General features: G+C 60.0%; 24 protein-coding genes. 20 read left to right on the top strand and 4 right to left on the bottom strand.

Features of this window, described 5'->3' with window-relative positions; genetic code table 11:
* The first annotated feature begins 50 nt into the window (after positions 1-50).
* The 7 genes from ruvC (at position 51) to yajC (ending at position 7,283) form a co-directional block, all read left to right on the top strand.
* Positions 51-554, top strand: a complete 504-nt coding sequence (gene ruvC, locus ACP26L_RS28795) for a crossover junction endodeoxyribonuclease RuvC (protein ID WP_014371940.1) — start codon at positions 51-53, stop codon at positions 552-554.
* A complete protein-coding gene (gene ruvA / locus ACP26L_RS28790; protein ID WP_426448638.1) occupies positions 551-1,198 on the top strand; it encodes a Holliday junction branch migration protein RuvA in 648 nt (215 codons plus the stop codon). Before ruvC ends, ruvA begins: the two co-directional genes overlap by 4 nt.
* Positions 1,199-1,374: 176 nt before the next feature.
* Positions 1,375-2,379 (top strand): Holliday junction branch migration DNA helicase RuvB, encoded by a 1,005-nt coding sequence (gene ruvB / locus ACP26L_RS28785; protein ID WP_013920081.1) that lies wholly within the window; start codon positions 1,375-1,377, stop codon positions 2,377-2,379.
* 81 nt (positions 2,380-2,460) lie between these two features.
* Complete coding sequence (locus tag ACP26L_RS28780; protein ID WP_426448636.1) at positions 2,461-4,596, top strand: SpoIID/LytB domain-containing protein; 2,136 nt, start codon at positions 2,461-2,463, stop codon at positions 4,594-4,596.
* A gap of 71 nt (positions 4,597-4,667) precedes the next feature.
* Positions 4,668-5,726 (top strand): tRNA preQ1(34) S-adenosylmethionine ribosyltransferase-isomerase QueA, encoded by a 1,059-nt coding sequence (gene queA, locus ACP26L_RS28775; RefSeq protein WP_426448634.1) that lies wholly within the window; start codon positions 4,668-4,670, stop codon positions 5,724-5,726.
* Positions 5,727-5,775: 49 nt separating this feature from the next.
* Positions 5,776-6,915 carry a tRNA guanosine(34) transglycosylase Tgt gene (gene tgt / locus ACP26L_RS28770; RefSeq protein ID WP_426448632.1) on the top strand — a complete coding sequence of 380 codons (1,140 nt, stop codon included), beginning with the start codon at positions 5,776-5,778 and terminating at the stop codon, positions 6,913-6,915.
* Positions 6,916-6,959: 44 nt separating this feature from the next.
* Complete coding sequence (gene yajC / locus ACP26L_RS28765) at positions 6,960-7,283, top strand: preprotein translocase subunit YajC (protein WP_426448630.1); 324 nt, start codon at positions 6,960-6,962, stop codon at positions 7,281-7,283.
* Between the two features lie 99 nt (positions 7,284-7,382).
* Here yajC and ACP26L_RS28760 read toward each other — a convergent pair whose 3' ends face one another.
* Positions 7,383-7,742 carry a TIGR04086 family membrane protein gene (locus ACP26L_RS28760; RefSeq protein ID WP_426448628.1) on the bottom strand — a complete coding sequence of 120 codons (360 nt, stop codon included), beginning with the start codon at positions 7,740-7,742 and terminating at the stop codon, positions 7,383-7,385.
* A 160-nt stretch (positions 7,743-7,902) separates the two neighbouring features.
* Between ACP26L_RS28760 and ACP26L_RS28755 the strand changes: the two genes are divergently transcribed.
* Complete coding sequence (locus ACP26L_RS28755) at positions 7,903-8,580, top strand: DUF421 domain-containing protein (protein WP_426448626.1); 678 nt, start codon at positions 7,903-7,905, stop codon at positions 8,578-8,580.
* A gap of 23 nt (positions 8,581-8,603) precedes the next feature.
* On the opposite strand, the gene spoVB is transcribed toward ACP26L_RS28755, so the two are convergent.
* Complete coding sequence (gene spoVB, locus ACP26L_RS28750) at positions 8,604-10,169, bottom strand: stage V sporulation protein B (protein WP_426448624.1); 1,566 nt, start codon at positions 10,167-10,169, stop codon at positions 8,604-8,606.
* Positions 10,170-10,392: 223 nt separating this feature from the next.
* On the opposite strand from spoVB, the gene ACP26L_RS28745 reads away from it, so the two are divergent.
* The 6 genes from ACP26L_RS28745 to ACP26L_RS28720 all read left to right on the top strand — a co-directional run bounded on the left by ACP26L_RS28745 (position 10,393) and on the right by ACP26L_RS28720 (position 17,396).
* Complete coding sequence (locus tag ACP26L_RS28745) at positions 10,393-11,037, top strand: post-transcriptional regulator (RefSeq protein WP_426448622.1); 645 nt, start codon at positions 10,393-10,395, stop codon at positions 11,035-11,037.
* A gap of 124 nt (positions 11,038-11,161) precedes the next feature.
* Positions 11,162-12,394 carry a protein translocase subunit SecD gene (secD, locus tag ACP26L_RS28740; protein WP_426448620.1) on the top strand — a complete coding sequence of 411 codons (1,233 nt, stop codon included), beginning with the start codon at positions 11,162-11,164 and terminating at the stop codon, positions 12,392-12,394.
* Complete coding sequence (gene secF, locus ACP26L_RS28735) at positions 12,384-13,307, top strand: protein translocase subunit SecF (RefSeq protein WP_426448618.1); 924 nt, start codon at positions 12,384-12,386, stop codon at positions 13,305-13,307. The genes secD and secF overlap by 11 nt, the downstream gene beginning before the upstream one ends.
* A 145-nt stretch (positions 13,308-13,452) precedes the next feature.
* Positions 13,453-14,382, top strand: coding sequence for a cation diffusion facilitator family transporter (locus ACP26L_RS28730; protein ID WP_426448617.1), 930 nt, complete (start codon positions 13,453-13,455; stop codon positions 14,380-14,382).
* A 75-nt stretch (positions 14,383-14,457) separates the two neighbouring features.
* A complete protein-coding gene (gene recJ, locus ACP26L_RS28725; protein ID WP_426448615.1) occupies positions 14,458-16,887 on the top strand; it encodes a single-stranded-DNA-specific exonuclease RecJ in 2,430 nt (809 codons plus the stop codon).
* Positions 16,884-17,396 (top strand): adenine phosphoribosyltransferase, encoded by a 513-nt coding sequence (locus tag ACP26L_RS28720; RefSeq protein ID WP_426448613.1) that lies wholly within the window; start codon positions 16,884-16,886, stop codon positions 17,394-17,396. The genes recJ and ACP26L_RS28720 overlap by 4 nt, the downstream gene beginning before the upstream one ends.
* 86 nt (positions 17,397-17,482) lie before the next feature.
* On the opposite strand, the gene ACP26L_RS28715 is transcribed toward ACP26L_RS28720, so the two are convergent.
* The gene (locus ACP26L_RS28715) at positions 17,483-18,139 is read right to left on the bottom strand and encodes a DUF2642 domain-containing protein (protein ID WP_426455129.1); all 657 of its coding nucleotides are present in this window, start codon (positions 18,137-18,139) and stop codon (positions 17,483-17,485) included.
* 147 nt (positions 18,140-18,286) lie between these two features.
* Complete coding sequence (locus tag ACP26L_RS28710) at positions 18,287-18,982, bottom strand: DUF6897 domain-containing protein (protein ID WP_426448611.1); 696 nt, start codon at positions 18,980-18,982, stop codon at positions 18,287-18,289.
* A gap of 379 nt (positions 18,983-19,361) precedes the next feature.
* On the opposite strand from ACP26L_RS28710, the gene ACP26L_RS28705 reads away from it, so the two are divergent.
* The 6 genes from ACP26L_RS28705 to ACP26L_RS28680 all read left to right on the top strand — a co-directional run bounded on the left by ACP26L_RS28705 (position 19,362) and on the right by ACP26L_RS28680 (position 26,585).
* Entirely contained in the window at positions 19,362-19,709 is a 348-nt protein-coding gene (locus ACP26L_RS28705) for a c2 calcium-dependent domain-containing protein 4C-like protein (protein ID WP_426448609.1), read from the top strand.
* 176 nt (positions 19,710-19,885) lie between these two features.
* Positions 19,886-20,956 (top strand): CotH kinase family protein, encoded by a 1,071-nt coding sequence (locus ACP26L_RS28700; RefSeq protein ID WP_426448608.1) that lies wholly within the window; start codon positions 19,886-19,888, stop codon positions 20,954-20,956.
* A gap of 194 nt (positions 20,957-21,150) precedes the next feature.
* Complete coding sequence (locus ACP26L_RS28695; protein WP_426455127.1) at positions 21,151-23,343, top strand: RelA/SpoT family protein; 2,193 nt, start codon at positions 21,151-21,153, stop codon at positions 23,341-23,343.
* A gap of 39 nt (positions 23,344-23,382) precedes the next feature.
* Positions 23,383-23,829, top strand: a complete 447-nt coding sequence (dtd, locus tag ACP26L_RS28690) for a D-aminoacyl-tRNA deacylase (RefSeq protein ID WP_426448606.1) — start codon at positions 23,383-23,385, stop codon at positions 23,827-23,829.
* An 88-nt stretch (positions 23,830-23,917) separates the two neighbouring features.
* Positions 23,918-24,094 carry a hypothetical protein gene (locus ACP26L_RS28685; RefSeq protein ID WP_426448604.1) on the top strand — a complete coding sequence of 59 codons (177 nt, stop codon included), beginning with the start codon at positions 23,918-23,920 and terminating at the stop codon, positions 24,092-24,094.
* A 535-nt stretch (positions 24,095-24,629) separates the two neighbouring features.
* Positions 24,630-26,585, top strand: coding sequence for an FAD-dependent oxidoreductase (locus ACP26L_RS28680; RefSeq protein WP_426448603.1), 1,956 nt, complete (start codon positions 24,630-24,632; stop codon positions 26,583-26,585).
* Positions 26,586-26,899: the final 314 nt, after the last annotated feature.

Raw genomic sequence — 26,899 nt, 5'->3', positions numbered from 1 at the left:
TATGTTCGGGAGGGTTTCTTCCGGCATCGCAGCGGATGGGGGAATACGGCTTGCGCGTTCTGGGAATCGACCCGGGCATTGCCATTGTGGGATTCGGATTTATTGACAAACAGGGGCACAAGCTCGTGCCGGTGCAGTACGGCTGTATCCAGACGGAGGCGCATACCTCCGACAGCCTGCGGCTGCGCCAGGTGTACGAGGCGACCGTGCAGCTTATAGACAAATACAAGCCCGACGCCATCGCGATCGAGAAGCTGTTTTTCAGCCGCAACGTGACGACGGCGATGATCGTCAGCCAGGCGCGGGGGGTGCTCATGCTCGCCGCCGAGCAGAAGGGGCTGCCGATCTCGGAATATACGCCGATGCAGGTGAAGCAGGCAATTGTCGGCTACGGCAAGGCGGAGAAGAAGCAGGTGCAGGAGATGGTGAAGCTGTTCCTTCACCTGTCGGCCGTGCCGAAGCCCGACGACGTGGCGGATGCCCTTGCGGTGGCGATCTGCCATGCGCATTCTTCAGGGCTACAACAACAATTGAACGGAGCATACAAACGATGATTGATTTTTTGAGGGGACCGGTGGTCTACCGCGACACGGAATATGTCGTTCTGGACGTGAACGGCGTGGGGTACCGCATCTTCTGCGCGAATCCGTTCGGCGTGGCGCCGTCCAAGGACGGCAGGGACGGCGGCGAAGTGACGATGTTCATTCATTACCACGTGCGTGAGGACGCTCACCTGCTCTTCGGCTTCACCACCCGCGAGGAGCAGTCGCTGTTCCGTCTGCTTCTCGACGTATCGGGGATCGGGCCGAAGGTGGCGATCGGCGTGCTGGCCGGTGGCCGGCCGGAGACGATCGCCGGGGCGATCCGCCAGGAGAACCTGGGCTTTCTCACGAAGCTGCCGGGTATCGGCAAGAAGACGGCGCAGCGCATGGTGCTCGACCTGAAGGACAAGCTTGGGGCGATCACCGGCGGGCTCGACGAAGGTCTGTTCGCGCCGAGTGAGCCGCTCTCCGCCGTGCCGGAGGGCATGGGCGCATGGGGAGAAGCCAAGGCGGCGCTGATGGCGCTTGGATATACGGAGGCGGAAGCGGACCGCGCCGGCAGTGCCATCAAGGGCAAGCTTAAGGGCGGCGAGACGGCGGATGCCGTCACGAAGCTGGCGCTGCAGGCGCTGTTCCAGGAATCGATGATGAGATAATTGCGGCGGAAGAGCTGTAGAGCTTGCGCCGGTACAGAAATATCACAAGTATGGGATGTTGAGGCACGAACTGCGGAATCCGGCGGAACCGCCCGGCACAGTCACCTGCAAGAGGGACCTGCCGGGGGCTTTGCGGGAATTCTGCTTTTTATGGGGGAACAGGAAGGAGTGGGGTTATGGATGACCGGATTATCTCCGCGCATCTGATGATGGAGGACCAGGTTGCGGAATTCAGCCTGCGTCCCCGGTACCTGGCCGAATATATCGGGCAGGCACAGGCGAAGGAGAACCTCAAAATATATATCGAAGCGGCCAAGATGCGCCGGGAGGCGCTCGATCACGTGCTGCTGTACGGTCCGCCGGGACTCGGCAAGACGACGCTGTCCAACATTATCGCCAATGAGCTGGGAGTCAATCTGCGGACGACGAGCGGCCCGGCGATCGAACGCCCGGGAGACCTGGCGGCCATTCTGACGAATCTGCAGGAGAACGACGTGCTCTTCATCGATGAGATTCACCGCCTGCACCGGACGGTGGAGGAAGTGCTCTATCCCGCGATGGAGGATTATGCGCTGGATATCATCATCGGCAAGGGGCCGAGCGCCCGGTCGGTGCGGCTGGATCTTCCTCCGTTCACGCTGATCGGCGCAACGACACGGGTCGGCCTGCTGTCCGCTCCGCTGCGCGACCGCTTCGGCGTGGTCAGCCGGCTTGAATACTACACGGTCGACGAGCTCTCCTATATCGTCTCCCGTACGGCGGACCTGCTGCAGGTGAGCATCGTGGGGGAAGCGGCCCGCGAGATCGGCATGCGGTCCAGAGGAACGCCGCGGATCGCGAACCGGCTGCTGAAGCGGGTGCGGGATTTCGCCCAGGTGAAGGGCGACGGCATCATTACGCAGGAGATTACGCAGCAGGCCCTGATGAGCATCCAGGTCGACCCGCTCGGTCTCGACGAGATCGACCACAAGATGCTGCGGGCGATCATCCTGAGCTTCCAGGGCGGGCCGGTCGGGCTCGACACCATTGCGGCATCCATCGGCGAGGAGAGCCAGACGATCGAGGATGTGTACGAGCCGTATCTCCTGCAGATCGGCTTCCTGCAGCGCACGCCGCGGGGGCGGATGATTACGCCTAGCGCGTGCAAGCATCTCGGACTGCCGATGCCGAGCCGCTCATAGAGTCAAACACGGGAAAATCAGCCGGAGGGCGGTGAGAGGAGAAGACCGCCTCTCCGGCGCGTTGAGAGGGGAATCGGGAAGATGTCGGAAGTGAAACGCCCGGCGGGGCGCAGGCCGGACCGGCCCGAGCGCTGGACCAAGCGAGAGATACATCGAGGGGCGCGGGGGGCATTGGCGGCGGTTCTGCTCGTCACCGGAAGCCTGGGGCCACTGCCCTGGGGAAATCTGCCAGGAGAGGGCTCAGCGGTAGGAACCGCATCGGCGGCAGCGGCCGCCTCTCTGCCGGCGATGCTGGACAAGATCCGTGTCGCCCTGTTCATCGACACGGGGAAGTACATCAGCGCCGCATCGAGCGTCACTCTGTCGGCCGAAGCGGGGGTGGCGCTCAGCCTGCGCGGAGCGGGCGGCGAGGCGCTTCAGGCACCGGGCACGGCGAAGGGCGCGGTCCGAGTCAGCGCCGACGGCTACTACGCGCTGCTGCCGGAGACGGGCTCCGCGGCCGATGCGTCGGCCCAGGCGGCGCGCCTGGCGGCAGGCGGAGCCGGCTCCGGCGTGCGTCAGCGCGGGGCGGCCTACCAGGCGTACCTTGGGCCGTTCCCGACCAAGGAAGCCGCCGCGGCCGCCGCCGCGAAGCAGCCGGGCGCAGCGGTCGCCGGGCCGCACTACGCCAGCGCGGGCAGCTACGCCGGCCTGGCGGAGGCGCAGGCGGCCGCCGCGCAGATTGCCGCGGCCGGCTTCGCCGCCGACCCGGCGCTGTACGGCGCGGGCTACGCCGTCTTCGTCGGCGGGGCGGCCGATGCGGCTGCGCTCGAGGCGCTGAAGGCGCAGGTCGCCGCCGCGGTGCCCGGCGCCGCACTGACGCCGGTCGACGCCTCGCAGGGCTACGCCGTGCTGCGCCGCGAGCTGGCCGGTGCGGCCGCCGTGGGCGCGGCCGCTTTCGGCGGCGGCGCGAAGCTGTGGGCCGAGCCTGCCGGGAACGCCTCTGCCGGCGTTAAGGTCGAGGAACGCTACGAGCGGGCTTACCGCGGAGGGATCGAGGTCTCGCTCTACAACGGCAAGCTCGCGGTGGTGAATGAGCTGCCGTTCGAGGAATATTTGTATTCCGTTCTCGGTTCGGAGCTTGGGGCGGCATGGCCGTCGGAAGCCCTGAAGGCGCAGGCGGTGGCGGCCCGGACCTTTGCACTCAAGCAGGGGATGAAGTACGGCATCGCGCACATCTCGGATACGACGACCGACCAGGCCTACAAGGGAGTCTCTGTGGAGTTCCCCGGGGCGCTGGATGCGGTGAAGGCCACGGAGAGGGAAGTGCTGGCCTACGGCGGCTCGTTGATCGATCCGCTCTTCTACTCCAACGCCGGAGGAAAGACGGCCGAATCCACCGAGGTGTGGGGCAATGAGGTGCCTTACCTGAAGAGTGCTTCTTCGCCTGACGAGGGAGCGCAGAACGGGAAGAAGACCTGGTACCGCATCGTGACGCCAAGCGGACGTATGGGGTATATCCGGTCGGACTATGCCCAGGCGACGGGCGAGAAGAACCCGGCGGGGCTTCCCTATTATGAGGGGAATACGACCGGAACCAACGTGAGATCTGCTCCTTATGTGGATGATACCGGGAATCCTTCACTGTTTACCGTGAATATCGGCGACCGGTTCGTGGTCATCGGCGAAGCGGTCGAATCCAATGCCTATGCCTGGATTCGCGGGCCGTTCGATTCCGCCAAGCTGAAGGAGAAGCTCGGATCCCAGGTTTCGGGCAGCATTCAATCGCTGGAGGTCACAAGCCGGGGCGCGTCCGGTCGCGCGACCGCCGTCAGCATCAACGGCCAGCCGGTGAAGGCCGCGTATCCCGATTCGCTGCGGGGACTGCTCGGCGGACTGCCGTCCACCCGGTTTGAAATCGAGGAAACGGGAAGGTATACTATACAAGGAGCAGAGGGGGCCGTCCGCACGCGGACGCCGGGTTCGAATCCCGTCTACGTGGCGGCCGGCACAGCATCCTCCCGGCAGGCGGCTAAGGATGAACCGCTGTTCGTCCTGAATGGGACAGGGCAGGTGCGGGCGGCTACGGATGACGCCCAGTTCATCTTCAAGGGCACCGGCTTCGGCCATGGCCTGGGGATGTCCCAGTGGGGGGCCAAAGGCTACGCCGAGCAGGGGCTGGATTACCGGGCCATTCTGCAGACCTACTATGCCGGCGCAGCCATTACCAAGTTGTAAGGCACTTTTAACGTTTAGCAGTCATGACTCCCGCACAGGCGGAATTCCATATAGAAGGATGTTAAGAACCGATGCAGGTGGATTTATTCGATTACCATCTTCCCGAAGAGCTCATCGCCCAGACGCCGCTGGCAGACCGTACGGCGTCCCGGCTGCTGACGTTGAGCAGGACGAGCGGTGAGATTGCTCACCATACCTTTGAAGATCTGGAGCAGTATCTGCAAGCCGGGGATGTCCTCGTGTTGAACAACACGAGGGTCATTCCAGCCCGGCTTTTTGGCGTGAAGGCGGACACGGGAGCCAAGGCGGAGATTCTCCTGCTGAAGCAGCTTGAGAGCGACCGCTGGGAGGCCCTGGTGAAGCCGGGCAAGCGGCTGCGCGAAGGCGCCGTGATCCACTTCGGCGGGACCGCCGGAGCGGACAGGGCAGGCGAGGGCGAACCTCTGTTGAAGGCGACGGTCGAGGAGCACGGAGAGCAGGGTGCCCGCGTGCTGCGCTTCGAGTACGAGGGAATCTTCAACGAGCTGCTCGACCGGCTCGGCCATATGCCGCTGCCGCCTTACATCAAGGAGCAGCTGCCCGAGCGCGAGCGGTACCAGACGGTATACGCCAAGCACGAGGGCTCGGCCGCGGCACCGACCGCCGGGCTGCATTTTACGGAAGCGTTCCTGCATAGGCTGGAACAAAAAGGTATACAATTAGCCTATGTCACCCTTCATGTAGGCCTCGGCACCTTCCGTCCGGTTTCCGCCGAGACGGTGGATGCGCACGCGATGCACGAAGAGTACTACGAAGTGCCGCCGGAGACCGCCGGGCTGGTCACCGCCGCGAAGCGGGAGGGAAGGCGCGTGGTTGCGGTGGGCACCACCTCGGCCCGCACCCTGGAGACGGCCGCCGCGGAAGACGGCAGCCTGCAGGCCTGCAGCGGCTCCACGGGCATTTTCATCTACCCCGGCTACCGCTTCAAGGCGGTGGATGCGCTGTTAACGAACTTCCATCTGCCGAAGTCGACGCTGATGATGCTGATCTCCGCCCTCGCGGGGCGGGAGCAGGTGCTTGCCGCCTACCGTGAAGCGGTCGAGGAGAAGTACCGCTTTTTCAGCTTCGGGGATGCCATGTTTATCTACTGACCGTACTCTACAGAGGGCGGTTCTTATACGGACGGAAAGAAGTGAAACCATGATGCCAGCAGTAACGTATGAACCTATCAAAACCTGCAAGCAGTCCGGCGCCCGGCTCGGGCGCGTTCACACGCCCCACGGCGTGATCGAGACGCCTGCCTTCATGCCGGTCGGCACCCAGGCGACCGTGAAGACGATGGCTCCGGAAGAGCTGAAGGCGATGGATGCGCACATCATCCTCAGCAATACGTATCACCTCTTCCTGCGGCCCGGCCACGAGACGGTCAAGGCGGCCGGCGGCCTGCACAAGTTCATGAACTGGGACCGACCGATCCTGACGGACAGCGGCGGGTTCCAGGTCTTCTCGCTCAGCGACATGCGCAAGATCAGCGAGGAGGGCGTGGAGTTCCGCTCCCATTTGAACGGGGACAAGCTCTTCCTCTCCCCGGAGAAGGCGATGGAGATTCAGAACGCGCTCGGCTCCGACATTATGATGGCGTTCGACGAATGCCCGCCTTATCCGGCGGAGCACGGCTACGCGAAGCAGTCGCTGGAGCGCACTACCCGCTGGGCCGAGCGCTGCCTCAAGGCGCACAGCCGTCCGGAGGACCAGGCCTTGTTTGCCATCGTCCAGGGCGGCATGTATGAAGACCTGCGCAGGCAGAGTGCGGCCGAGTTGACTTCCCTGGATTTTCCGGGGTATGCTATTGGGGGACTGAGCGTAGGGGAGCCGAAGCACCTGATGTATGAGGTGCTCGATTACACGGTTCCACTGCTGCCCGCGCAGAAGCCGCGCTATCTGATGGGCGTCGGTTCGCCGGATGCCCTGGTGGAAGGGTCCATCCGCGGGATCGACATGTTCGACTGCGTACTCCCTACACGGATTGCCCGCAACGGGACGATCATGACGAGCACAGGGCGTCTGGTCATCCGCAACGCCAAGTTCGCGAATGACTTCGGACCGCTGGATCCGGCCTGCTCGTGCTATACCTGCAAGAATTATTCGAGAGCGTATATCCGCCATCTCATCAAAGCGGACGAGACATTCGGCATCCGTCTGACCACATACCACAACCTGCATTTCCTTCTGGAGCTCATGCGGGGCGTGCGGCAGGCGATCCGGGAGGACCGGCTGCTCGACTTCCGCGACGAGTTTTTTGCGGCCTACGGCATAGATGAGAACAGCAAAGGGTTTTAACCACCATTTCATAGACACCGAAAGACAGAAAGGGGAGTTCTTGCATGTGGGAACTGGCAGCGGCCAGCGCACCGGCAGAAGCATCCGGGCCTATGGCGTACCTTGTGACTTACGGACCGCTCGTTCTTATGTTCGTCGTTCTTTATTTTCTCCTGATCCGTCCGCAGCAGAAGCGTCAGAAGGCGCGCAACATGCTGCTGGGTAACCTCAAGAAGGGTGACAAGGTAGTCACTATCGGGGGGCTGCACGGAACGATTCTGGAGCTGACGGATGACACGGTCATTCTCCGCGTGAACGACGTGACGAAGATGACGTTCGAGCGCTCCGCGATCAACACGGTGACGACGAGTGCGGCAGGCGACAAGTAAAGACATGCACAGGGCCTGAAGCGAGCATGAGCGGCTTCAGATCTATACGGCATAACCCAAAAAGAGGCTCTTCCCCAAGGGGAAGGCCTCTTTTGCAATTCATCTTTTGAGATTGACGCCGATCATCCCGCCCAGGGCGCCGGCTAGGGGAGCGACGCCGCCGAGCACCAGCATTTCCTGAGTGAAGCCCGCGTCATAAGCCAGGAAGCCGACCATCCAGATGACGGCCATATACAGCAGACCGAGCAGGCCTCCCTGATACCAGCCTCTGGAGCCGCTGCGTTTGCCCGACACAATGCCCCCGATGAACAAAGACAGCGCATGGATGGCCAGAGTCACGCCCAGCCACGAGCCTTCCGCCACTTCGGTGCCGAGCAGTACCAGCGAGGCGGCCAGCGTACCGGCCAGCATGAACAATACGGCGTACATCAATCCGGAGAGCAGCGGCGATCCTTTCATGGTTCCTCATCCTCCCGTAACCTGATCTTGTCTCATTCTATGGGCCCTCAGGGCAAAATAGTACAGGCTTTCCTCCCCGCGTTCCCAGCATTTCTCCCGCATGACAACCATTTGGCAGGGTCACAATAGGCTTGGAACCGTTGCCTCGGGAGGTTGAGCTATGGAGACGTTGTTGGTCCTTTTTTTCCGTACCCTGCTGGTCTACGTGGTCGTATTCTTGACGATGCGCCTCATGGGGAAGCGGGAGATTGGCAAGCTGTCGCTGTTTGATCTCGTGATTTCGATCATGATTGCCGAAATCGCCGTATTCGTACTGGAGGATCTGGACAAGCCGCTCATCCAAGGCATTCTTCCGATGCTGACCCTGGTGTTCGTGCAGGTGTTCATAGCCTTCGTCTCGCTGAAGAGCCAGAAGCTGCGGCGGTTGTTCGAAGGCCGGCCTTCGCCCCTGATCGAGCATGGGCAGCTGAACCGGGAGGAGATGCGCAGGCAGCGCTACAACCTCGACGATCTGCTCCTGCAGCTGAGGGAGAACAAGGTGCTGAATGTGGCGGATGTGGAGTTTGCCGTGCTGGAGCCCTCGGGTAAGCTGACGGTGCAGCAGAAGGCGGACAAGGAGGAAGAGCCGCCGTGCCCGCCGCCGTCGTTCCGCTATGAAGGGCTGCCGCTGCCCCTGATTATGGATGGGAAGGTCCAGGATGATAGTCTGAAGAAGCTGGACAAAACGCGCTTCTGGCTCAAGAGCGAACTGCAGAGCCGGGGGGTCAAGGACTTCAAGGAAGTGTTCTTCTGCTCGCTGGATCACCGGGGGCGCTGGTTTATCGATAAGAAAAGATAGGATGACGCTTTGGCGAACCCCGTTTATTTCACCAACTTCTTGCCGAGCCAGAAGATCCGGAAGAGATCGTCCCGTTCGATGAGACGAAGCAGCGTGGCGGCGAGCAGATAGATGACAAAGCCGGTAAAACAGGCGGAGGCGAACTTGCCGAATCCGTCCGGCAGCCATTCGGAGTACATGACTGAATAGCTCGATAGGCCGGCCGCCGCCATACTGACGCCCACCTTCAGGAAATCGGCGGGATTCATCCGGAACTGCAGCAGACGCACGATGCTGTTCCAATGAAGCAGCGTAACCAGCATGATATTCACGGTAATAGCCATGACCGCTCCCAGGATACCGAATTCCGGCCGGGAGGCGAGGAAGACAATCAGAGACAGCTTGACCGTAGACCCGATGAGTGTATTGATCAGTGCGCTTCCGGGTCTTTCGAGTGCCTGTAGAGCGGACTGCAGCGGCGCCTGGAAGTAAATGAACAAGGCCGCCGGAGCCATCATGCGCAGCATGGCACCCACCCCCGGCTGGTTGTACATATAAAGGCAGATCGGCTCCGCGAGCACGTACATCAATACCGCGAACGGTGCGCCGGTGACCAGGGCGAGCTTCAGGGATTGGTGAAGGCGCATATGGATCGTCTTCATATCCCCCCGGGCGGCCGCCTCGGATAAGGACGGGACCAGAGAGACGGCCAGGGAGAAGGTCAGGGCGCTGGGCAGGAGCAGCACGGGAATGACCATCCCCTGCAGCGCCCCGTACTGCGCGGTGGCCGCACCGGTGGCAATCCCGGCGACCGCAAGGGCATGCACGGTGAAAATCGATTCGAGCAGATAGGACCCCGATCCCACAAGCTTGCTGCCTGTAATCGGAAGAGCCAGGCCCAGCAGATTCTTGAGAGAGGCCAGGCGGTTCAGGGACTTCCGTCCGCCGGAACGGCTGCGGCGGTCCTGCAGTTCCCGTCTGCGGCCGCGAAGGTAGATGGAGGCGAGAACGAGCATTGCGCCGATTTCCCCGATGGTCACACCGACCATCGCGCCTGCAGCTGCGTATTCGATACCGTAGGGGATCATCCAGTAGGCGAAGAGCAGCACGGTAACGATCCGGATCATCGTTTCGATGACCTGGGAGAGAGCGGTCGGAATCATGTTGTGCCGGCCCTGGAAATACCCGCGGAAGACGGAGGAGACGGCCACGATCGGTACGATGGGCGTCATGCACAGGAACGTGTAGTATACGCGGGAGTCTGTGAAGACGTGGTTCGTGATCCAGGGAGCGAAATAGAAGATAGCGATGCCGAAGAGCAGGCCAAGCGCGGTGGAGAGGGCGAGGGACACCCGGAAAATGCTCCGGATGCGCGCTTCGCTGCCTTCCGCTTCCGCTTCGGCAATCAGTTTGGCCACCGCTACGGGGATGCCGCCGGTGACGATCGTCAGGATCACCACGAGGAACGGCCAACCCATCTGGTACAGTCCGATCCCCTCGGAGCCGATGACCCGGGGAAGGGTCATGCGGGGGATGAAGCCGAGTATACGGTTAATGATACCGGCTGCCAGCAGGATGAGCGTTCCTTTGATGAACGATTGTTTGGTCAAGGGAATAACCTCTTTTCTCCCTCCAAGGGCATGTGGTGCCGGATAGATTCCTTAGGCCGGTCCGGGCGGACGGCCAAGCCGTTGATCCTGTATAATGAATATGCGGAACCTGTCCGGCCGCATGCTAGAATTTTGATAGGGCCGCCTTCCGGTTGTGCAGGAAATCAGGCCCGGGGCAGCGAATAGGATAACCATCGAGCTGCGTACGGGGAGGGGATACCTGATGGATAAAGACATATGGAAGCAGGACCGCAGCAGCAGTACGGAGCCGGACGAGAACCTGCAGGATGGAGTGCAGCCGCCGGACCATCAGGCTGAAGGGGCCGCTGCAGCAGGGGATACGGAAGAACAGGAGGACGCGGCGCCCCGGAGGGAAGCGGAAGGGAACGCCGAAGATGTACCTTATATGGAGAGATATTATGCGGCTGCCGAATCGGCGGCTTCGCTGATCCGCGAAGATGTGGAAGATGCCGCTGCGCAAGAGGAACCGGGAGAGCCGCTTCATGGGCCTGAGGCAGCGCCGGAGCCGGAGACTGAGGCGGAAGTGCCCTCTTATGAGGAGGATCCTTCGATTCCGCTGATCGAGCGGGCCGAAGCGTATGCGGGGGAAGCGGAGCCCGAGACGATGGACGACGATGAGCTCAGCCTTGTGATCGAGGAGATGTGCCGCAGCAAAGCCGAGGAGTTTCATATGCTCGGTTACGAGCATGTAACGCCGGAGGATATCTGGGACTGTGTCAGCGACAAGTACCGCAAGAGCGGCGTGCCGCCGCTGCACCGGATTGTGAATGATATTTTGTCGCTGCGGGTGACGAATTTTATGAACTGGCTGACGATGAGCGCATTCAAAGGTGCCCATTTCCGTTGAATGGGCTTCTTTTTTTGCGGTTAAGCTATACTATTGGTAAGCTCCTCTGCCTAGGGGATTCCAAATTGACTCGTTTTTGGCAGGTGAGTATAATGGGAATATTGAGTGTGGAAGGAGATTTTTCATGGACATCAAAAGATTGGCCGCCTTTCTTGGCATCGTCCTGATCGTATTCGCGTCGATCGGGCTGACAAGCCCTGCCCTGCTCGGCGGCATCAAACTCGGACTCGACCTGCGGGGCGGCTTTGAGATTCTGTATGTGGCCGAGCCGCTTGAGGCGGGGCAGCAGGTGACCAAAGAGTCACTGCTGGAGACGGCAAGAAGCATTGAGCAGCGTGCCAATGCGCAGAAGGTGGCCGAACCGGAAGTCACGACCGAAGGCCAGGACCGGATCCGCGTACGGGTCGCCGGGGTAGCCAACGAAGCCCAGGTGCGGGAAGTGCTCAAGAAGCCGGCGGAGCTCACATTCCGCGGACCCGACGGCACCAAAGAGATGGTGGGAAGCGATTTCGCGGTGGGCGCCGCCCAAATCGGCTATGACCAGTCCAACCGCCCTCAGATCAACATTGAAGTGAAAGACGCCGAGAAATTCCGCAAGGTGACGGAGAAGCTTCTTGGCAAGCCGCTTGCGATTTATCTGGACGAGACGGAGCTTTCCGCGCCGATCGTACAAAACGTACTGACCGACGGCAAGGCGACGATCTCGGGTAACTATACATATGAAGAGGCGAAGCAGATCGCAGACACGATCAACCTGGGCGCGCTGCCGCTCAAGCTCACCGAGAAGTATACGCAGTCCGTAGGCGCTTCCCTCGGTCTTCAGTCTCTTCATCAGACGGTGAAAGCGAGCGCGATCGCATCGATCCTCATTATTTTGTTCATGCTGATTATTTATCGTGTGCCGGGTCTCGTGGCTTCGATCTCCATCGTGACCTTCATCTGGGCGATGCTGGGCGTGATGTACTTAATGAAAGCAACCCTGACCCTGCCGGGCATTGCAGCCTTCGTGCTTGGCGTGGGGATGGCGGTGGACTCCAACATCATCACGTATGAGCGGATCAAGGACGAGCTGCGCAGCGGCAAGAGCCTGTTCTCCGCGCTGAAGGCCGGTTCGAAGAACTCGTTCCGGACGATCGTAGATGCGCAGCTGACAACGGTTATCGCTGCAGCGGTCCTGTATTTCCTTGGAACGGGAGCTATTCAGGGCTTTGCGCTGACGCTGATTCTTACGATTATCGTCAGCATTCTGACGAACGTCTTTTTCTCCAGATGGCTGCTGCACCTCCTGGTTCGAAGCAACTTGGTTAAGAAGCCGGAGTATTTTGGAGTAAAGGAGTCCGAGATTCATGCGCTATGATGACAGCAAGTTCGACTTCATGAAGCACCGCCGGAAGTTCTACGCGTTCTCCATCATTATTACGCTGCTGGGGATTCTGACCTTGGCGGTGTTCGGACTGAACCGGGGCGTGGATTTCAAAGCGGGGACAACGCTGGATATATCCACAGGGGGCAAGGCCATAACCCAGGAACAGGCATTGGAAATTACGAAGGCAGCCGGCTTCGAGCCGGCCGGCAATCCGATCATCGGCGGCGATGCCGGCGACCGGGTGACGATGCGCTTCGACCACGTCCTGAATGCCGAGGAAGTAGGCAAGGTGGAAGCGGGCTTCAAGGCCGCCTTCGGTGAAGGCGTGTCCAAAGAAGAGAATACCGTCGATACGGAACTCGCTAACGAAATGGCTGTGAAGGCCATCTATGCGGTACTTGTTGCCAGTCTCGGGATCATCGTCTACGTGTCGATTCGTTTCGAATGGCGGTTTGCTGTGGCAGCGGTTGTCGCCCTGCTGCATGACGCCTTCATCGTCATCAGTCTGTTCTCGATCCTCCGCCTGGAAGTGAACCTTCCGTTCGTTGCGGCGATCCTGACGATTGTCGGTTATTCGATCAATGATACCATCGTTATATTTGACCGGATCCGCGAGAATTTGCGGTTCGCCAAAGCAAAGACCTATGAAGATCTCGCCCGTGTCGTGAACCAGAGCATATGGCAGACGCTGACGCGTTCGATCAATACCGTGCTTACCGTCTTGATCGCAGCGGTTCTCCTTTGCGTCATGGGCAGCGAAGCGATTCGTCTCTTCTCGCTGGCCATGATCATGGGGCTCGTGGCGGGGATGTATTCTTCGATCATTATTGCGAGCCCGCTCTGGCTCATTCTCAAGACCAAATCGCTCAATTCCAAACCCAAGGCTGCAGCGCAGAACGGTTGATTCTCGGGATGGTTCTGCCCGGCTGCAACGTACAGCATCGGCCGCGCGAAACGGCAGTTTCGGCGGCCTTTATCCATGAACCGGAGGCTCGGCAGCTGCCGGCGCCATGCTTATGAAATCCTGAATCTAACGGAGGAGGGGCCCCATGACGGATGAACGTGACAAGCAGGCCGAGGCGGCGGCGCGGATGGCGCTTACCGGCGGACTCGCACTCGCGTTGTTGAAGGCTGCAGCCGGTATGGCGGCAGGCAGTAAAGCATTGATTGCGGACGGGCTCCATTCGGCCGCCGGCTCGCTTGGTTCGCTGGCCTCACTGATCGGTCTGCGGGTCTCGGGGGATCCGGACAGCGGCAGGACCCGGGCGGTTTCATCCATCGTGCTCTCTGTTCTTCTGCTTGTAATGGGAATCGAGACGGCGATCTCCTCCCTGAAGTCGATTCTTCTAGGTCCCGTGGAAGCGCCGGAGCGTTATGCACTTATCGTTCTTGTTGTAACTGTCATCGCCGGCGAAGCATTGTATCAATTCAGACAGCGCCCGGGAGCGGCTTCCGGGTCAGAGGCACAGGATGAAGGGGCACGCGTTCACCGCTCCGGTCTCTATGCCGCCTTGGCGGCTCTGATCGGGATGGGCGGAGCCATCCTGGGGAATTACCTGGGAAATAAATGGCTGTATTATATGGATCCGGCTGCAGGGTTCGTGATTGCGCTGCTTATCCTCCGGACGGGTTACGTTACGGTGCTGGAATTGGTCGTCCGCGGTTGGGACAAGGTGCTCGACAGAGAAAATGCGGCTGATTTGATCGAAACGGTCCAGCGGGTGAAGGGTGTCATTGCGGTCGACGATCTGCAGGCGAGGGAACAAGGCCATTATGTGATCGTGGATGTCCGGATCAGCGTGAATCCGCGCATTACGATCCAGGAAGGCCACGAAATTGCAAGAATTGTCAAACAAACGCTGATGAAGCGGTTCAGCCATATTACGGAAGTGTTGACACAGGTGAGCCCGTATGACGCGGGCTATCCGTACAAGGGCGCAAGCCGGGATCACGATGATGTGTCCACACTTCTTCATTAAGGCCGGCCCGCTGCCGGCAGGATCAGTATGGCCCGGCAGCCGCAGAGGCGTGCCGGGAGAGGAGGAAAGGCAGGCATGCTACAAGCCAAGGCAAGATGGAACATCGGAGAAGCGGATGAATCGGCGGTGAAGACCCTCTCGCAGCAGCTCGGTCTCTCACCGCTGCTTTCGCGTCTTCTGGTGGTTCGGGGAATGACAGACACCGGGCATGCTGCCGAATTTTTGGAGGGGGGAGCGGATCACATTCATGATCCGTTCCTTTTGGACGGGATGGAACGTGCGGTCGGTCGGATTCGTCAGGCCCTGGAGGCCGGAGAGCGTATCCGGATCTACGGGGATTACGACGCTGACGGGGTGAGTTCCACGACACTGATGGTGTATCTGCTCCGACAGCTGGAGAGTACGTTCGATTATTACATTCCTCACCGGGTGACCGAGGGGTATGGACTGAATATAGGGGCGATGGATGAGGCCCACAAGCAGGGCGTGGGGCTCATCATCACGGTGGACACGGGGATCAGCGCGGTGGAAGAGATCGCTCATGCGGCCGCTCTTGGCATCGATGTGATCGTCACGGATCATCACGAGCCGCCGGAGGTGCTTCCGGATGCCTACGCGCTGATCAACCCGAAGAAGCCGGGCTGCCCGTACCCTTATAAGCACCTGGCCGGGGTAGGCGTCGCCTTGAAGCTGGCCCAGGCGCTGCTCGGCCGCTGGCCGGAGGAGCTGCTGCCCTATGCGGCCATCGGCACGGTTGCCGACCTCATGCCGCTTACGGAAGAGAACCGGATCATCGTCAAGCGGGGCATCGAACAGATGCGCTCGACCGCGAGCTGCGGCATTAAGGCGCTGCTGGCCGTAGCCGGCATCCCGGTGCGCGAGGTGAGCTCGACGCATATCGGCTTTGCGCTCGGTCCGCGGATCAATGCCAGCGGAAGGCTGCTCAGCGCCGATACGGCGGTGAAGCTGCTGACGACGGGGGATGACCGGGAAGCCGAACGGCTGGCCCAGGAGCTCGACCTCCTTAACAAGGAGCGGCAGCGCATCGTGGACGAGATGGCCAAGGAGGCGTTCGCCCTTGTCGAACGGCAGCGGGAGAAGGCCGGCGCGCTCCCCAAAGCGATCGTGCTCGCGCACGAGAATTGGAATGTGGGGGTAATCGGCATAGTCGCCTCCAAAATCGTCGACCGGTTTTACCGTCCCACAGTCATTCTGGGCATCGACAAGGAGAGCGGAATGGCCAAGGGCTCGGCCCGGTCCATTGCCGGCTTCGACATGCATAAGGCGCTGACCCACTGCGCCGATCTCATGGATCATTACGGCGGGCACCAGATGGCTGCCGGCATGACTCTGGACCGGGAGCAACTGGGCGAATTCGCACGAAGGCTGGATACCCTGGCGGAGGAGTGGCTGCAGCCGCAGGACTTTGTTCCGCTGCTGCAGGCGGACGCCGAGTGCGACTTCGGGGAGATCAGCCTCGAGAGCATCCTTGATCTCGAGAAGCTGGGGCCGTTCGGGACGGGTAACCCGTCACCGCGGTTTGTCTTCCGCGGTCTGAAGCTCAGCGACCTGCGGACGATGGGCAAGGAGCAGCAGCATCTTAAGCTCTCCTTGAAGGGGGCGGGGGAGGCGGCAGCCGCTCTGGAGGCTGTCGCCTTCAACAAAGGGGCGCTCAGCGACTGGATTACGCCGACCGCCCGGATCGACCTGCTCGGAGAGCTGTCCGTCAACGAGTGGAACGGCGTACGCCGGCCGCAGATTCTGCTGCAGGATCTGCAGGTGACGGACCTCCAGCTCTTCGACTGGCGGGGGACGCCGAAGCCGGACCGCAGGGTGGCCGAGCTGTGCGAACGGCTGCAGCGCCGGCCGCAGGGACATGACCACCTTCCTGCGGCGGTGGTGGTGTTCCGCTCCTGGATCCCGCCGGAGCTTCAAGCCGCTGCTCAAGGCTGTGCCCTCTGGCACTGCGATCTCCAGGGGCACCTGCATCCGGCCGGGGGCCTGTGCGCAAGCCTACCGCTCCACGAGGCGCGGGATATCGTGCTCTATCATCTGCCGGAGCGGCTCGAGCAGCTCCATGCGGTTGCCGTCCAGGCTGCCGCCGCCGAGCGGTATTATGCGGCTTGGGGCGGCGCAGAGGACAAGCATGCCGCCCTGCTGCCGGACCGCACACAGTTTAAGACGGTCTATGGCGTGCTGGCCGGAGCAGGAGGGGGCGGGAGCTCAGCGCAGAGCATCGGGGCTCGGACACGGCTCGAGCCCGCCGTGGTCCGGTTTATCCTGGATGTCTTCACGGAGCTTGCGTTCGTCGAGTCGTCGGGGGATACATTCCGTCTCCTGCCCGCCGTGGAGAAGAAAGATCTGACGGCATCCCTGCTCTACCGCAGCCGGATGAACCATAAGGAAGTAGAAGAACGTCTGCTTTACACTACAGCAAGAGAGCTCCTGGGCACCTTGGTGTCCGAGGCTCATAACACAACCACATTGATGGAGGGAATCCTATGAATTTCAAAGAATATATCCGCGTGATCGAAGACTTCCCGCAGCCGGGCATCTCATTCAAAGACATTACGACCCTGCTTGCAGACGGTAAAGTATACCGTGAAGTCATCCGAGAGCTGGCTTCGCGCCTGGAAGGACAGCAGATCGATCTGATCGCGGGTCCCGAAGCGAGAGGGTTTGTGATCGGCGCCCCGCTGGCAGTCGCCCTCGGCATCGGCTTCGTGCCGATCCGCAAAAGCGGCAAGTTGCCGGGCAACACCATCGAAGCGGATTATGCGCTGGAGTATGGCAAGGACAAGCTGGCCATGCATGACGATGCCATCAAGCCCGGCCAGAAAGTGCTGATCGCCGACGATCTGCTCGCAACGGGCGGAACCATCGCGACGTCGATGAACCTGGTGAAGCAGCTTGGAGGCGAAGTGGTCGGTGCGGCATTCCTCATCGAGCTTCTGGAGCTGAACGGCCGGGAGAAACTGGATGGGATCGACGTCATCTCGCTTGTGCAGTATTAATTTTTGCTCGCAATACACTACAGGGCGGCCATGGGGCCGCCCTGTTTTTGTATATGGCATCTTTCGGATTTTCAAATGGAGCTGGTTTACGGCTTGTGCACCGTCTTTACATGATCCATATGCATGAAGACCGACGCGCCGCCCGAGGTGATCAGCTCGACAATGGGGGTATCCGCGGACTTCAGCAGCCCGATATGGCTCTGCCGTTCACCTAGATTCAGAACGACGAATTCGCCTTCCAGCTTCTTAAGCTGTTGGTCCATTGTCCGTGCGAGCGGCATGGTGTTAGGGGAGACGGGGAAGGCGGCCGGGTTCATGGAGTAAGGCGTGACGTTGGGTCCGTAAGGGATGAGCGTCTTGAGATGGCGCATGGATACGAGGACGGTGTGATAGACCGGAGATTGAAAGGCGAAGAAGTCGGTCATGAGCGAAGTGATGTAGCCATGAATCGACTGCTGGCCGGTAATATAAATCTCGCTGAAGATGCCCTTGGCATTCATCAGAACTTTGCGGTAAGACAGATCCGGCGTGCTTTCCCAAGTAATATCGGCAAGGGATGATTCCTCTCCCGCCGTTATGGCCGCCAAGGTGAATTCCTGCAGGTGCAGGGCGGGAACATAATGAAAGCGTCTGCCGTCGTGGACGACAAGGATATCACTGCCCATATCGATCAGGATTCCGCGGACCGGTTCTTTTTTGCCGGATACGAACAACTCGACAGGGCGGTTCAGATAGGAGAGCATCGCTGACAAAAGGTACACCTCCTCCGGGCTCAGCTGAAAAAGAGAAAAAAAGCCCCATGGATGTCGGGAATACAGCGCATCTCCATGGGGCGTAAACGGTACAGCTTTATGGTATGGGGCGTCCCCTCAGGAGACGGGGACATCAGGTTAGCGGCGTGTGGAACGTTTCAGGCTGTATACCGGCGTTTTGACGGATTTGCTGCTGCGTGTCGAGGCGCTGGCTTTCTTTTGTCCGCTGCGGCTGCCGCCGCTGCTGGCGCTGCGTTGTCCGCTGCGGTTTCCACCGCTGCTCGCGTTTCTTTGGCCGCCTTGGGCTTGGTTCTGACCTTGGTTTTGGCCTTGGTTCTGACCTTGGTTTTGACCTTGGTTTTGGCCCTTGTTCTGGCCGCTGCGGCTGCCGCTCCGCGAGCCAAGGGTTACGCTTTTGATATGAAAGAGAGGAATCCGGACGATCTCTTTGCCTACGATCAGGAACAGAACATCCTGGTTGACGTCCGAGATGATGCCTTCGATTTTCTCCGGACCGCCGCGGTTGATCTGCACGAATTGATGGCGGAGCTGCTGGAGTACAGCGGGGAAGGAGCCGGCCGACACATAGGCAGGTGTCATTCCACTTCGATTACCACTGCGGTTACCACTGCGGTTACCGCTGCTGTTTCCGCGGGGAGCATCGCTGATGCTCTTGATGTGGGCTGCATTCACATAAACCAGCCCGTCCTTTGTTTTCACTACGAGATACCCGTGTCTAACGGCAAGCAGCCTGCCGGTAATCGCGTCGGGACCTCCACGGTTGATCCGGATTTCGGATCCGACCAGGGTGCTAAGCGGGTTGTTGTAAGCCATTTGAACATTCCCCTCTCGTGTAATTAAATTGAATTGCAGATTGCTAATTTCCTGAAGCCGTACGGAACTTAACTGAAGCAACGGGTATCCAGGTTGAACCGGTGAACCCTACCGCCGCCGGGCACCGACCACCTCCCTTCATTTGTCGATGGGGTTGATTTGTAAGATATGTATATGTATAACGCAGGGATTCCGTATGGTCTGGAATCTAGGTTTCTTCCAATTTCCACTTCTATCATGGCTAGGGGGGACAATCGTTCAGTAGAGAGGAGGCGCGGGCGTCAGCGGTATTTTGACGGGGCTGACGGTTGTCCCTTACCACTTGAGGATCATCTACATACCTTGAATTATCTCTATTAAAAGGGAGGTAGTTTGAGAGATGACGACTCATGAGCAGGGGCTGAAAGAGGCAAAAGTACAGGGAACTTGCGCTTGCAATGAAAATCACAAGAGCAAGGGCAAGAAGAGTCAAGGGAACCGCACACAGGGGAACCGCACACAGGGGAACCGGACTGAAGGGAACCGCACGAAGGGGAACCGGACTGAAGGGAACCGCACACAGGGGAACCGGACTGAAGGTAACCGTACGCAGGGGAACCGGACCGCAGGGAACCGCACGAAGGGGAACCGAACTGCGGGGAACCGCACGGGCGGCAACCGTACGAAAGGCAACCGTACGAAAGGCAACCGTACGAAAGGCAGCCGCGGGAACCGGACCGGCTGTTAAGCAGTTTGGTCCCTTCGGGGCGGATGTCCCCGCAGGACAACTGCCGTCGCCCCGGCCGCCCTCCCGGCATAAGGTAATGTAGCACAAAAAGCCTATCCGATAAGGATAGGCTTTTTGCTTGTAGCGGAGGCCGGATACCGTGCTTTCCGCTAATCGGACGGGAGGGCGGAAGAGCGATGGCTGCTGAACTGCCGGTGAGGCATCTGTTGATTGAAGAGAACGAGCTGAAGCAGCTGGAGAAGGATGTGTGGAGTGACAGATTCGTTCGCTGCCGGCTTGCGGCCGGCCGGGGACGCTCCAGCGCCAAGGTCCGCTACCGGGGCGGGCATACGAGGGGTTACCCCAAACGTTCTTATGAGGTCGTCTGCGGAGGCAGGACTTATCATTATAATGCGGAATACGATGATCCTTCGCTGATCCGCAATGCGCTCTCCTTCCAAATCTTCGAGTGGATCGGGGTGCCGAGCCCGAAGACCCGGCATGTGCATCTCATGCTCAACGGGCAAAGCCTCGGAGTATATCTGGAGCTCGAAGGGGTGGAGAGGCCCTTTTTCCGCAAGCGGGGGATTGGGGTGCAGTCGCTGTTCTATGCTGTGAACGACGATGCCAACTTCAGTCTGAAAGCCACGGATTCCTCCCGCCGCAAGTCCTCCTTGTTCTCGGGATACCAGCAGATGATGGGGCTGCCGGCCGAACGCCGGCGCCTCGTGCTCTTCATCCGACGCCTGAACGCCGGGGGGATGGCCGGCTCAAAGGAGCTGCAGCGTTATCTGGCGCTAAGGCTGGACATCGATAACTATCTCCGGTGGCTGGCCGGTGCGGTGCTCACCGGCAATTACGACGGCTTCGATCAGAACTACGCGCTGTACCGGCATACGCGCACCGGCAGATACCGGATCATCCCTTGGGATTACGAAGGGACATGGGGGCGCAACTGCTACGGGCGGGATTGCGGCAGCGACCTGGTGAGGATCCGGGGGTATAACCTCCTGACGGAGCGGCTGCTGCAGTTCGCGAGTGTACGGAGGCAGTATAAGCTGCTGCTGCAGCGGCTTCTACGAACGACGTTCACGGTGAACCGGGTTCTTCCCGTCGCGAGGGAGATGCATGCGCAGATCCGTCCCTATGTCCAGCGCGATACGCAGCGGAAGTGGAGTTTCTCCACCTTCGACGGCGAGCCGGAGTTTATCCGCCGGTACATCGAAGAACGCCGGAAGCTGATCGCCGAAGGGATCAAGGAGCTCTGAGCCTGAGGCCGCGGCGGTTCGTGAGAAGGAGCAGAGCGATTTCCGGGTTCAGGAAGCGCTGACTTTTCCCGTAAGGGGCTGCGGCTCAGGAGAAGGGACCGCGCAATATGTCGGTTCTTCCCGCATATTCTTGACGCCGGGCCCTCATCGGGGGCATAATGGATTAAAATCGATTTAAGGGAATGGATGAACGGATGGGGATAGAGCAGCTTCTTGAGAAGGCATCCAGTTATGTGAAGGAACAAGATCTCAAACGAATCCGGGAAGCCTACGAATTTGCCGACCAGGCCCACTTCGGGCAGGTCCGCAAGTCCGGGGAGCCTTACATATTGCATCCGCTTGCCGTGGCGGAGATTCTCGTGAACATGCAGATGGACACCACGTCGATCATTGCTGCGCTGCTCCATGACGTGGTGGAGGATACGACGGTATCCCTCGAGACCGTGCATGAGAAGTTCGGCGCGACCTGTGCGATGATCGTGGACGGACTCACGAAGCTCGAGAAGATCAAGTTCAAGAGCAAGGAAGAGCACCAGAATGAGAATTACCGCAAAATGTTCGTGGCCATGGCCCAGGATATCCGCGTCATTCTCATCAAGCTCGCAGACCGGCTGCATAACATGCGCACCCTGAAGCACCAGTCGGAAGAGGCGCAGCGCCGCATTGCCGACGAAACGCTTGAGATCTTCTGTCCGATCGCCCACCGGCTCGGAATCTCCGCCATTAAGTGGGAGATGGAGGATATCGCGCTCCGCTACCTGAACCCGCAGCAGTATTACCGCATCGTGAATCTCATGCAGAAGAAGCGGACGGAACGGGAGCAGTATATCAATGATGTCATCACGAACGTGAAGGAAAAGCTTCATGAGATGGGCATCGACGGGGATATCTCCGGCCGGCCGAAGCATATCTACAGTATCTATAAGAAGATGACCGTGCGCAGCAAGCAGTTCAACGAGATCTACGATCTGCTCGCCCTGCGGATCATCGTCGACAATATCAAGGACTGTTACGCGACCCTGGGGATCATTCACACGCTGTGGAAGCCGATGCCCGGACGCTTCAAGGATTATATCGCAATGCCGAAGCCGAACATGTACCAGTCTCTGCATACGACGGTCATCGGCCCGAAGGGCGAGCCGCTGGAAGTGCAGATCCGTACCTTCGAGATGCACCGGACGAGCGAGTACGGGGTGGCGGCGCACTGGGCGTACAAGGAAGGCACGAATGTGCCGACGGGCAGCTACGAGGATAAGATGCATTTCATCCGCGAGATCATCGAGCTGCAGAACGAAGCCGAGGATGCCCAGGAGTTCGTGGAATCGCTGAAGATGGACTTTTTCTCCGACCTGGTATTCGTCTTTACGCCTAAAGGGGAAGTCATTGAGCTGCCGGTCGGTTCCGTGCCGCTCGACTTTGCTTACCGGATTCATACGGAGGTCGGCAACCGGACGATCGGAGCCAAGGTGAACGGGCGGATCGTGCCGCTCGACCACCGGTTGAAGACCGGGGATATCGTCGAGATCCTCACCTCCAAGCATTCTTATGGACCGAGCCAGGATTGGGTGAAAATCGCCCAGTCCTCGCATGCCCGCACGAAGATCCGCCAGTGGTTCAAGAAGGAACGCCGCGAGGAGAACGTCGTCAAGGGCAAGGAGATGATCGAGCGCGAACTGAAGCGGCTCGGCTACGATGTGCCTCCTCTGATGAAGGAAGACGAACTGATGGAGGTTGCCCGCAAGTTCAACTTCCAGGAAGTCGAAGATATGCTGTCGGCGGTCGGATTCGGAGGCATTACCGCGGCACAGATCGTCACGCGGCTGACAGAGAGGCTCCGTAAGGAAGCGGAGGAAGCGCAGGCCCAGGCCATGCAGCTGACCTCCGAAGTCAAGGAGATGAAGGCTCCGGATAAGGAGCGCAGGGGACGTCCGACCGGCGGCGTGCGGGTCAAGGGAGTGGACAACCTGCTTATTCGCTTTGCGAGGTGCTGCAATCCAGTGCCTGGGGATGCCATTATCGGCTACATTACCCGGGGGCGCGGCGTTTCCGTCCACCGGCTCGACTGTACGAATATCCCTTCACCCGAATGCAGCGATGAAGGGAACCGCGTCATCGAGGTGGAATGGGTGGACGATGTGGAGGCGAATTACAACGTCGAGATCGAGATCACGGGACATGACCGGCGGGGGCTTCTGAACGAAGTGCTGCAGGTTGTCTCGGAATGCAAGACGATCATCTCGGCCGTGTCGGGGCGCTCCGACAAGAACAAGATGGTGACGATTCATATGACGATTCTCATCCGCAATATCGATCATCTGCACTCCGTGGTGGAGAAGATCAAGCGGGTGAAGGACGTGTATTCGGTGCAGCGCATCATGCAGGCGTAAGAAGATGCGGAATATGAAGCAGAAGCGGGGCTTATAACGATGAAGGTGGTACTGCAGCGCAGCAAAGCCGCGCAAGTGACGGTAGACGGCGAGACGGTGGGCCGGATTGAACACGGGCTGGTTCTGCTCGTCGGCATCGCGCACGAAGATACCGAAGCGGATGCGAAATATCTCGCGGACAAGATCGCGGGACTGCGCATCTTTGAAGACGGGGATGGCAAAATGAACCATTCGGTGCTGGAAACCGGAGGACAGATTCTCTCGGTTTCCCAGTTCACGCTCTACGGAGACTGCCGCAAAGGCAGACGTCCGAACTTCATGGGAGCGGCGAGACCGGAGCACGCGGAGCCTCTGTACGAGCGGTTCAACGGCATGCTGCGCGAGCTGGGGCTGACCGTGGAGACGGGCCGGTTCGGCGCGATGATGGACGTGTCGCTCGTCAACGACGGGCCGGTGACCCTGATCCTGGAGAGTAATCCGGCCTGACCCGGATTGGATAGGCGGTTTCCGGGGAACAATGGGAAGATGAGGGAGGCGACCTCCCGGATTCTCTCCCAAAGGAGCCGTAACCGCCATGTACCGTTCCACGAAGGAAATACTCGCCGCCCAGCCGGATCAGCTGCTGGGACACGGCAGCCCGGCCGAAGCGATGGCCCTGCTGTCGGCGGAGCGGGCGGAGGGCACGCTGCTCAGCATCTATACCTCCGACAGCGAGCAGCGCAAGCGGACGCCCCGCAAACCCTACCGGTAAGCTTTGGCAGACCGCTTTCGGCATAACCCGAAAGCGGTCTGTTTGTTTTACCTCCCATGGGCAAATATGCTAAACTGGTTGACGGTATACCACATGGCAGAGGGGGGGCGGAACGGAAAGTACCGCACCAGGGCGTAAGCCGAAGGGGCGGCAGCCTGGCAGGACTCAGGTGTCCTGCAGGAAGCGGATGAATGTGAAGAGCGGAGAGCCGGCCTAGTGCCGCGGCAGGTCCCGAAGGCTTCTTCCGATCGATGGATCGACGGGGCCGGGGGATTAGAAGCTGCGCGGCCGAACGGACATGCTCGCCTTACATAGGGCGCCTATTTCAGCATACCGGAATGGACAGGCTGTCAGGCTTCTCGGCGCTCTCTGTGAGCGAAGGCCGAACGGGCCTTTCCCCCGTGAATGCGGCATGCTGTTCCTGCCGTCCATGCCGGACCGGATAGGAGAGGCTGAAGCAGGAAGAGGCGGGGCCCGGGTGAAAGCCCAACATGCTCTTATTGATTTTTTACTATTTTTGAAGATGAGGTGTATTATGGCATCCAACAGGAAAGGGGCCGGAGGCGCAAGCAAGGGCTATTGGCTGCTGGCTGTGCTGCTGCTGGTGATCGCAGCGGGAGCTTACGGACTGCACAGGTGGACTAAGAATACGACTCACAGTGCAGGGGTTCAACCGGGTACTGCCCAGCAGCTGGAGAAGGTCAAGACGGTGGCGAAGCCGCAGGAGAGCTATGATGTGATTGTGGCAGGTACAGATCCGGAAGGCGTGGCTGCAGCGGTCTCCGCAGCCAAGAACGGCCAGCGCACCCTGCTCGTCGACGGGCATAACCGCGAGATTCTCGGCGGACTGATGACCCTTGGCTGGCTGAACTCGCTCGATATGAATTACGGTCCTGCGGAAGGCGTGCTCCATCAGAGAGAGCTGCTCAACAAAGGATTGTTCTCGGCCTGGTACAGCCAGATTGAGGGCGACTCCTTCGATGTGGTCACGGCGGCTAATACCTTCAACCGGATGGTGGCGGCGGAGAAAAATATTGATGTGCTCCTCAAGGTGAAGTCCATGGAGCCGGTTGTCGAGAAGGGCGATACGGCATCTCTGGTAAAGGGAATGAAGCTGACCCTGGAAGACGGCAGCGAAGTGACCGTCAGCGCGAAGTCGGTCATCGATGCGACGCAGGACGCGGATATCGCGGCTGCGGCAGGCGTGCCTTACACGACGGGAAGGGAAGACCTTGGGGACAAAAAGTCCCGGATGGCCGTGACCCTCGTATTCCGGCTGAAGAACGTGACCCCGGACGTATGGGCGAAGATGCGCCAGCGTGCCGAGCAGGATAACGACGAAGGTACAGGCTCCAATGAGATGAGCATCTGGGGCTATAAGGATATGAAGGACTATCCGGCGGTCAATAAAGAGCGGATCCGCATGCGCGGACTCAATATCGGCCGCCAGAACGATAATACGATCCTGATCAACGCGCTGCAGATCTTCGGCGTCGACGGGACGGATCCCAAATCGAAGGAAGAGGCCTTCGAGCTGGCCAAAGCGGAGCTGCCTCATGTGGTCGACCATATGAAGAAGCAGTACCCGGAGCTGGCCGGCATCGAGCTGGATGCCACCGCGCCGGAGCTCTATGTGCGTGAGACACGGCACATTCAGGGCGAATACCGCCTGAGCATCGTGGATGTACTCGAGAACCGGGACCAGTGGGACCGGGTCGCCTTCGGCTCGTACCCGGTGGATATCCAGCGCATGTCGCCTGCGGATACGGGGGCGGTCGTAACGGTGCCGAAGCAGTATGCCGTTCCATTCCGGAGCATAGTACCGCTGAAGGCAGACGGACTGCTCGTGGTTGGGCGTGCCGCGTCTTATGATTCGCTGCCTCATGGCACCGCGCGGGTGATCCCGGTCGGCATGGCTGCGGCGGAAGCGGCCGGTGCCGCCGCCAAGATCGCGGCGGACGGCAAGATGACCTTCCGCCAGATGGCTGCAAACAAGGACAGCATTGCGGCGCTTCACGAAACGCTGAAGAAGCAGGGCATGGCTTTGGAATCGTATACGCTGAAGCCCGAGCCTTTTATGGAGCACAAGGCGTACGAGGGCTTGAAGGTGGCGGTGACACTCGGTCTGGCTACCGGCGGCTACAATAATGACTTCGGACTGGATGGCAAGAGCAACCAGCAGCGCTTCGTGAACCAGCTCGAAGGCTTCCGCAAGTTCAAGCCGGCCGTCCTCACAGGCAGTCCGGCGGGTGCGCTGGTGAAGGGCTCCGATCCGAAGGCGCTGGCGCTGACGCTCGATGCGGCGGCCCACATGATCGCGCTGCTCGTCAAAGCGGAAGCCGGGGCGGATAACGCCGTGCCGGTGCTGACGGAGCGTGGGCTTCTCAAGGCCGAGACACTTGAGGCTATTGCCAATAAGGAAGAGCTGACGAACGGGGATGCGTATCTGCTGATCCGGGATGTATATAACGCGGTCAAAGCGGAATCCTAGAAGTCAGGTCAGCGAGCAGAACTTCAGGGAAAGTCAGATTCTCCGGACACCCGGCTCTTGACTTCCGGTGAAGAGATCATTACAATGAGTGTTAACCATTGCCAAAACATGTCGATCCTATGATGGGACAAAGTAGTACGAACCTTGCGTATACCAGAGAGGGAAGCCGCCGGCTGCAAGCTTCCTTGCGCGAATCGCACGAAGAGACCTCCCGGAGGACGGTCGGGGAACTCCGCCGTACCGAGCTGGCGCCACACGCCGCTCCTGTACCGGACAGTAGCCGCACGCGCAGGCGGGCGTTATCCGCATGAAGT

The organism is Paenibacillus sp. S-38, assembly GCF_049942825.1.
In the GTDB taxonomy this organism is placed as follows: Bacteria; Bacillota; Bacilli; order Paenibacillales; family NBRC-103111; genus Paenibacillus_G.
The sequence above is the reverse complement of the archived record's forward strand: the minus strand, read 5'-3'. Positions and strand labels throughout refer to the sequence as shown.

Bases quoted from the DNA above. Each gene is read 5' to 3' on its own strand.
- ruvA (WP_426448638.1), top strand. From the start codon at position 551: ATGATTGATTTTTTGAGGGGACCGGTGGTCTACCGCGACACGGAATAT.
- ruvB (WP_013920081.1), top strand. From the start codon at position 1,375: ATGGATGACCGGATTATCTCCGCGCATCTGATGATGGAGGACCAGGTT.
- ACP26L_RS28780 (WP_426448636.1), top strand. From the start codon at position 2,461: ATGTCGGAAGTGAAACGCCCGGCGGGGCGCAGGCCGGACCGGCCCGAG.
- queA (WP_426448634.1), top strand. From the start codon at position 4,668: ATGCAGGTGGATTTATTCGATTACCATCTTCCCGAAGAGCTCATCGCC.
- tgt (WP_426448632.1), top strand. From the start codon at position 5,776: ATGATGCCAGCAGTAACGTATGAACCTATCAAAACCTGCAAGCAGTCC.
- yajC (WP_426448630.1), top strand. From the start codon at position 6,960: ATGTGGGAACTGGCAGCGGCCAGCGCACCGGCAGAAGCATCCGGGCCT.
- ACP26L_RS28760 (WP_426448628.1), bottom strand. From the start codon at position 7,742: ATGAAAGGATCGCCGCTGCTCTCCGGATTGATGTACGCCGTATTGTTC.
- ACP26L_RS28755 (WP_426448626.1), top strand. From the start codon at position 7,903: ATGGAGACGTTGTTGGTCCTTTTTTTCCGTACCCTGCTGGTCTACGTG.
- ACP26L_RS28745 (WP_426448622.1), top strand. From the start codon at position 10,393: ATGGATAAAGACATATGGAAGCAGGACCGCAGCAGCAGTACGGAGCCG.
- secD (WP_426448620.1), top strand. From the start codon at position 11,162: ATGGACATCAAAAGATTGGCCGCCTTTCTTGGCATCGTCCTGATCGTA.
- secF (WP_426448618.1), top strand. From the start codon at position 12,384: ATGCGCTATGATGACAGCAAGTTCGACTTCATGAAGCACCGCCGGAAG.
- ACP26L_RS28730 (WP_426448617.1), top strand. From the start codon at position 13,453: ATGACGGATGAACGTGACAAGCAGGCCGAGGCGGCGGCGCGGATGGCG.
- recJ (WP_426448615.1), top strand. From the start codon at position 14,458: ATGCTACAAGCCAAGGCAAGATGGAACATCGGAGAAGCGGATGAATCG.
- ACP26L_RS28720 (WP_426448613.1), top strand. From the start codon at position 16,884: ATGAATTTCAAAGAATATATCCGCGTGATCGAAGACTTCCCGCAGCCG.
- ACP26L_RS28715 (WP_426455129.1), bottom strand. From the start codon at position 18,139: ATGCTCTCCTATCTGAACCGCCCTGTCGAGTTGTTCGTATCCGGCAAA.
- ACP26L_RS28710 (WP_426448611.1), bottom strand. From the start codon at position 18,982: ATGGCTTACAACAACCCGCTTAGCACCCTGGTCGGATCCGAAATCCGG.
- ACP26L_RS28705 (WP_426448609.1), top strand. From the start codon at position 19,362: ATGACGACTCATGAGCAGGGGCTGAAAGAGGCAAAAGTACAGGGAACT.
- ACP26L_RS28700 (WP_426448608.1), top strand. From the start codon at position 19,886: ATGGCTGCTGAACTGCCGGTGAGGCATCTGTTGATTGAAGAGAACGAG.
- ACP26L_RS28695 (WP_426455127.1), top strand. From the start codon at position 21,151: ATGGGGATAGAGCAGCTTCTTGAGAAGGCATCCAGTTATGTGAAGGAA.
- dtd (WP_426448606.1), top strand. From the start codon at position 23,383: ATGAAGGTGGTACTGCAGCGCAGCAAAGCCGCGCAAGTGACGGTAGAC.
- ACP26L_RS28685 (WP_426448604.1), top strand. From the start codon at position 23,918: ATGTACCGTTCCACGAAGGAAATACTCGCCGCCCAGCCGGATCAGCTG.
- ACP26L_RS28680 (WP_426448603.1), top strand. From the start codon at position 24,630: ATGGCATCCAACAGGAAAGGGGCCGGAGGCGCAAGCAAGGGCTATTGG.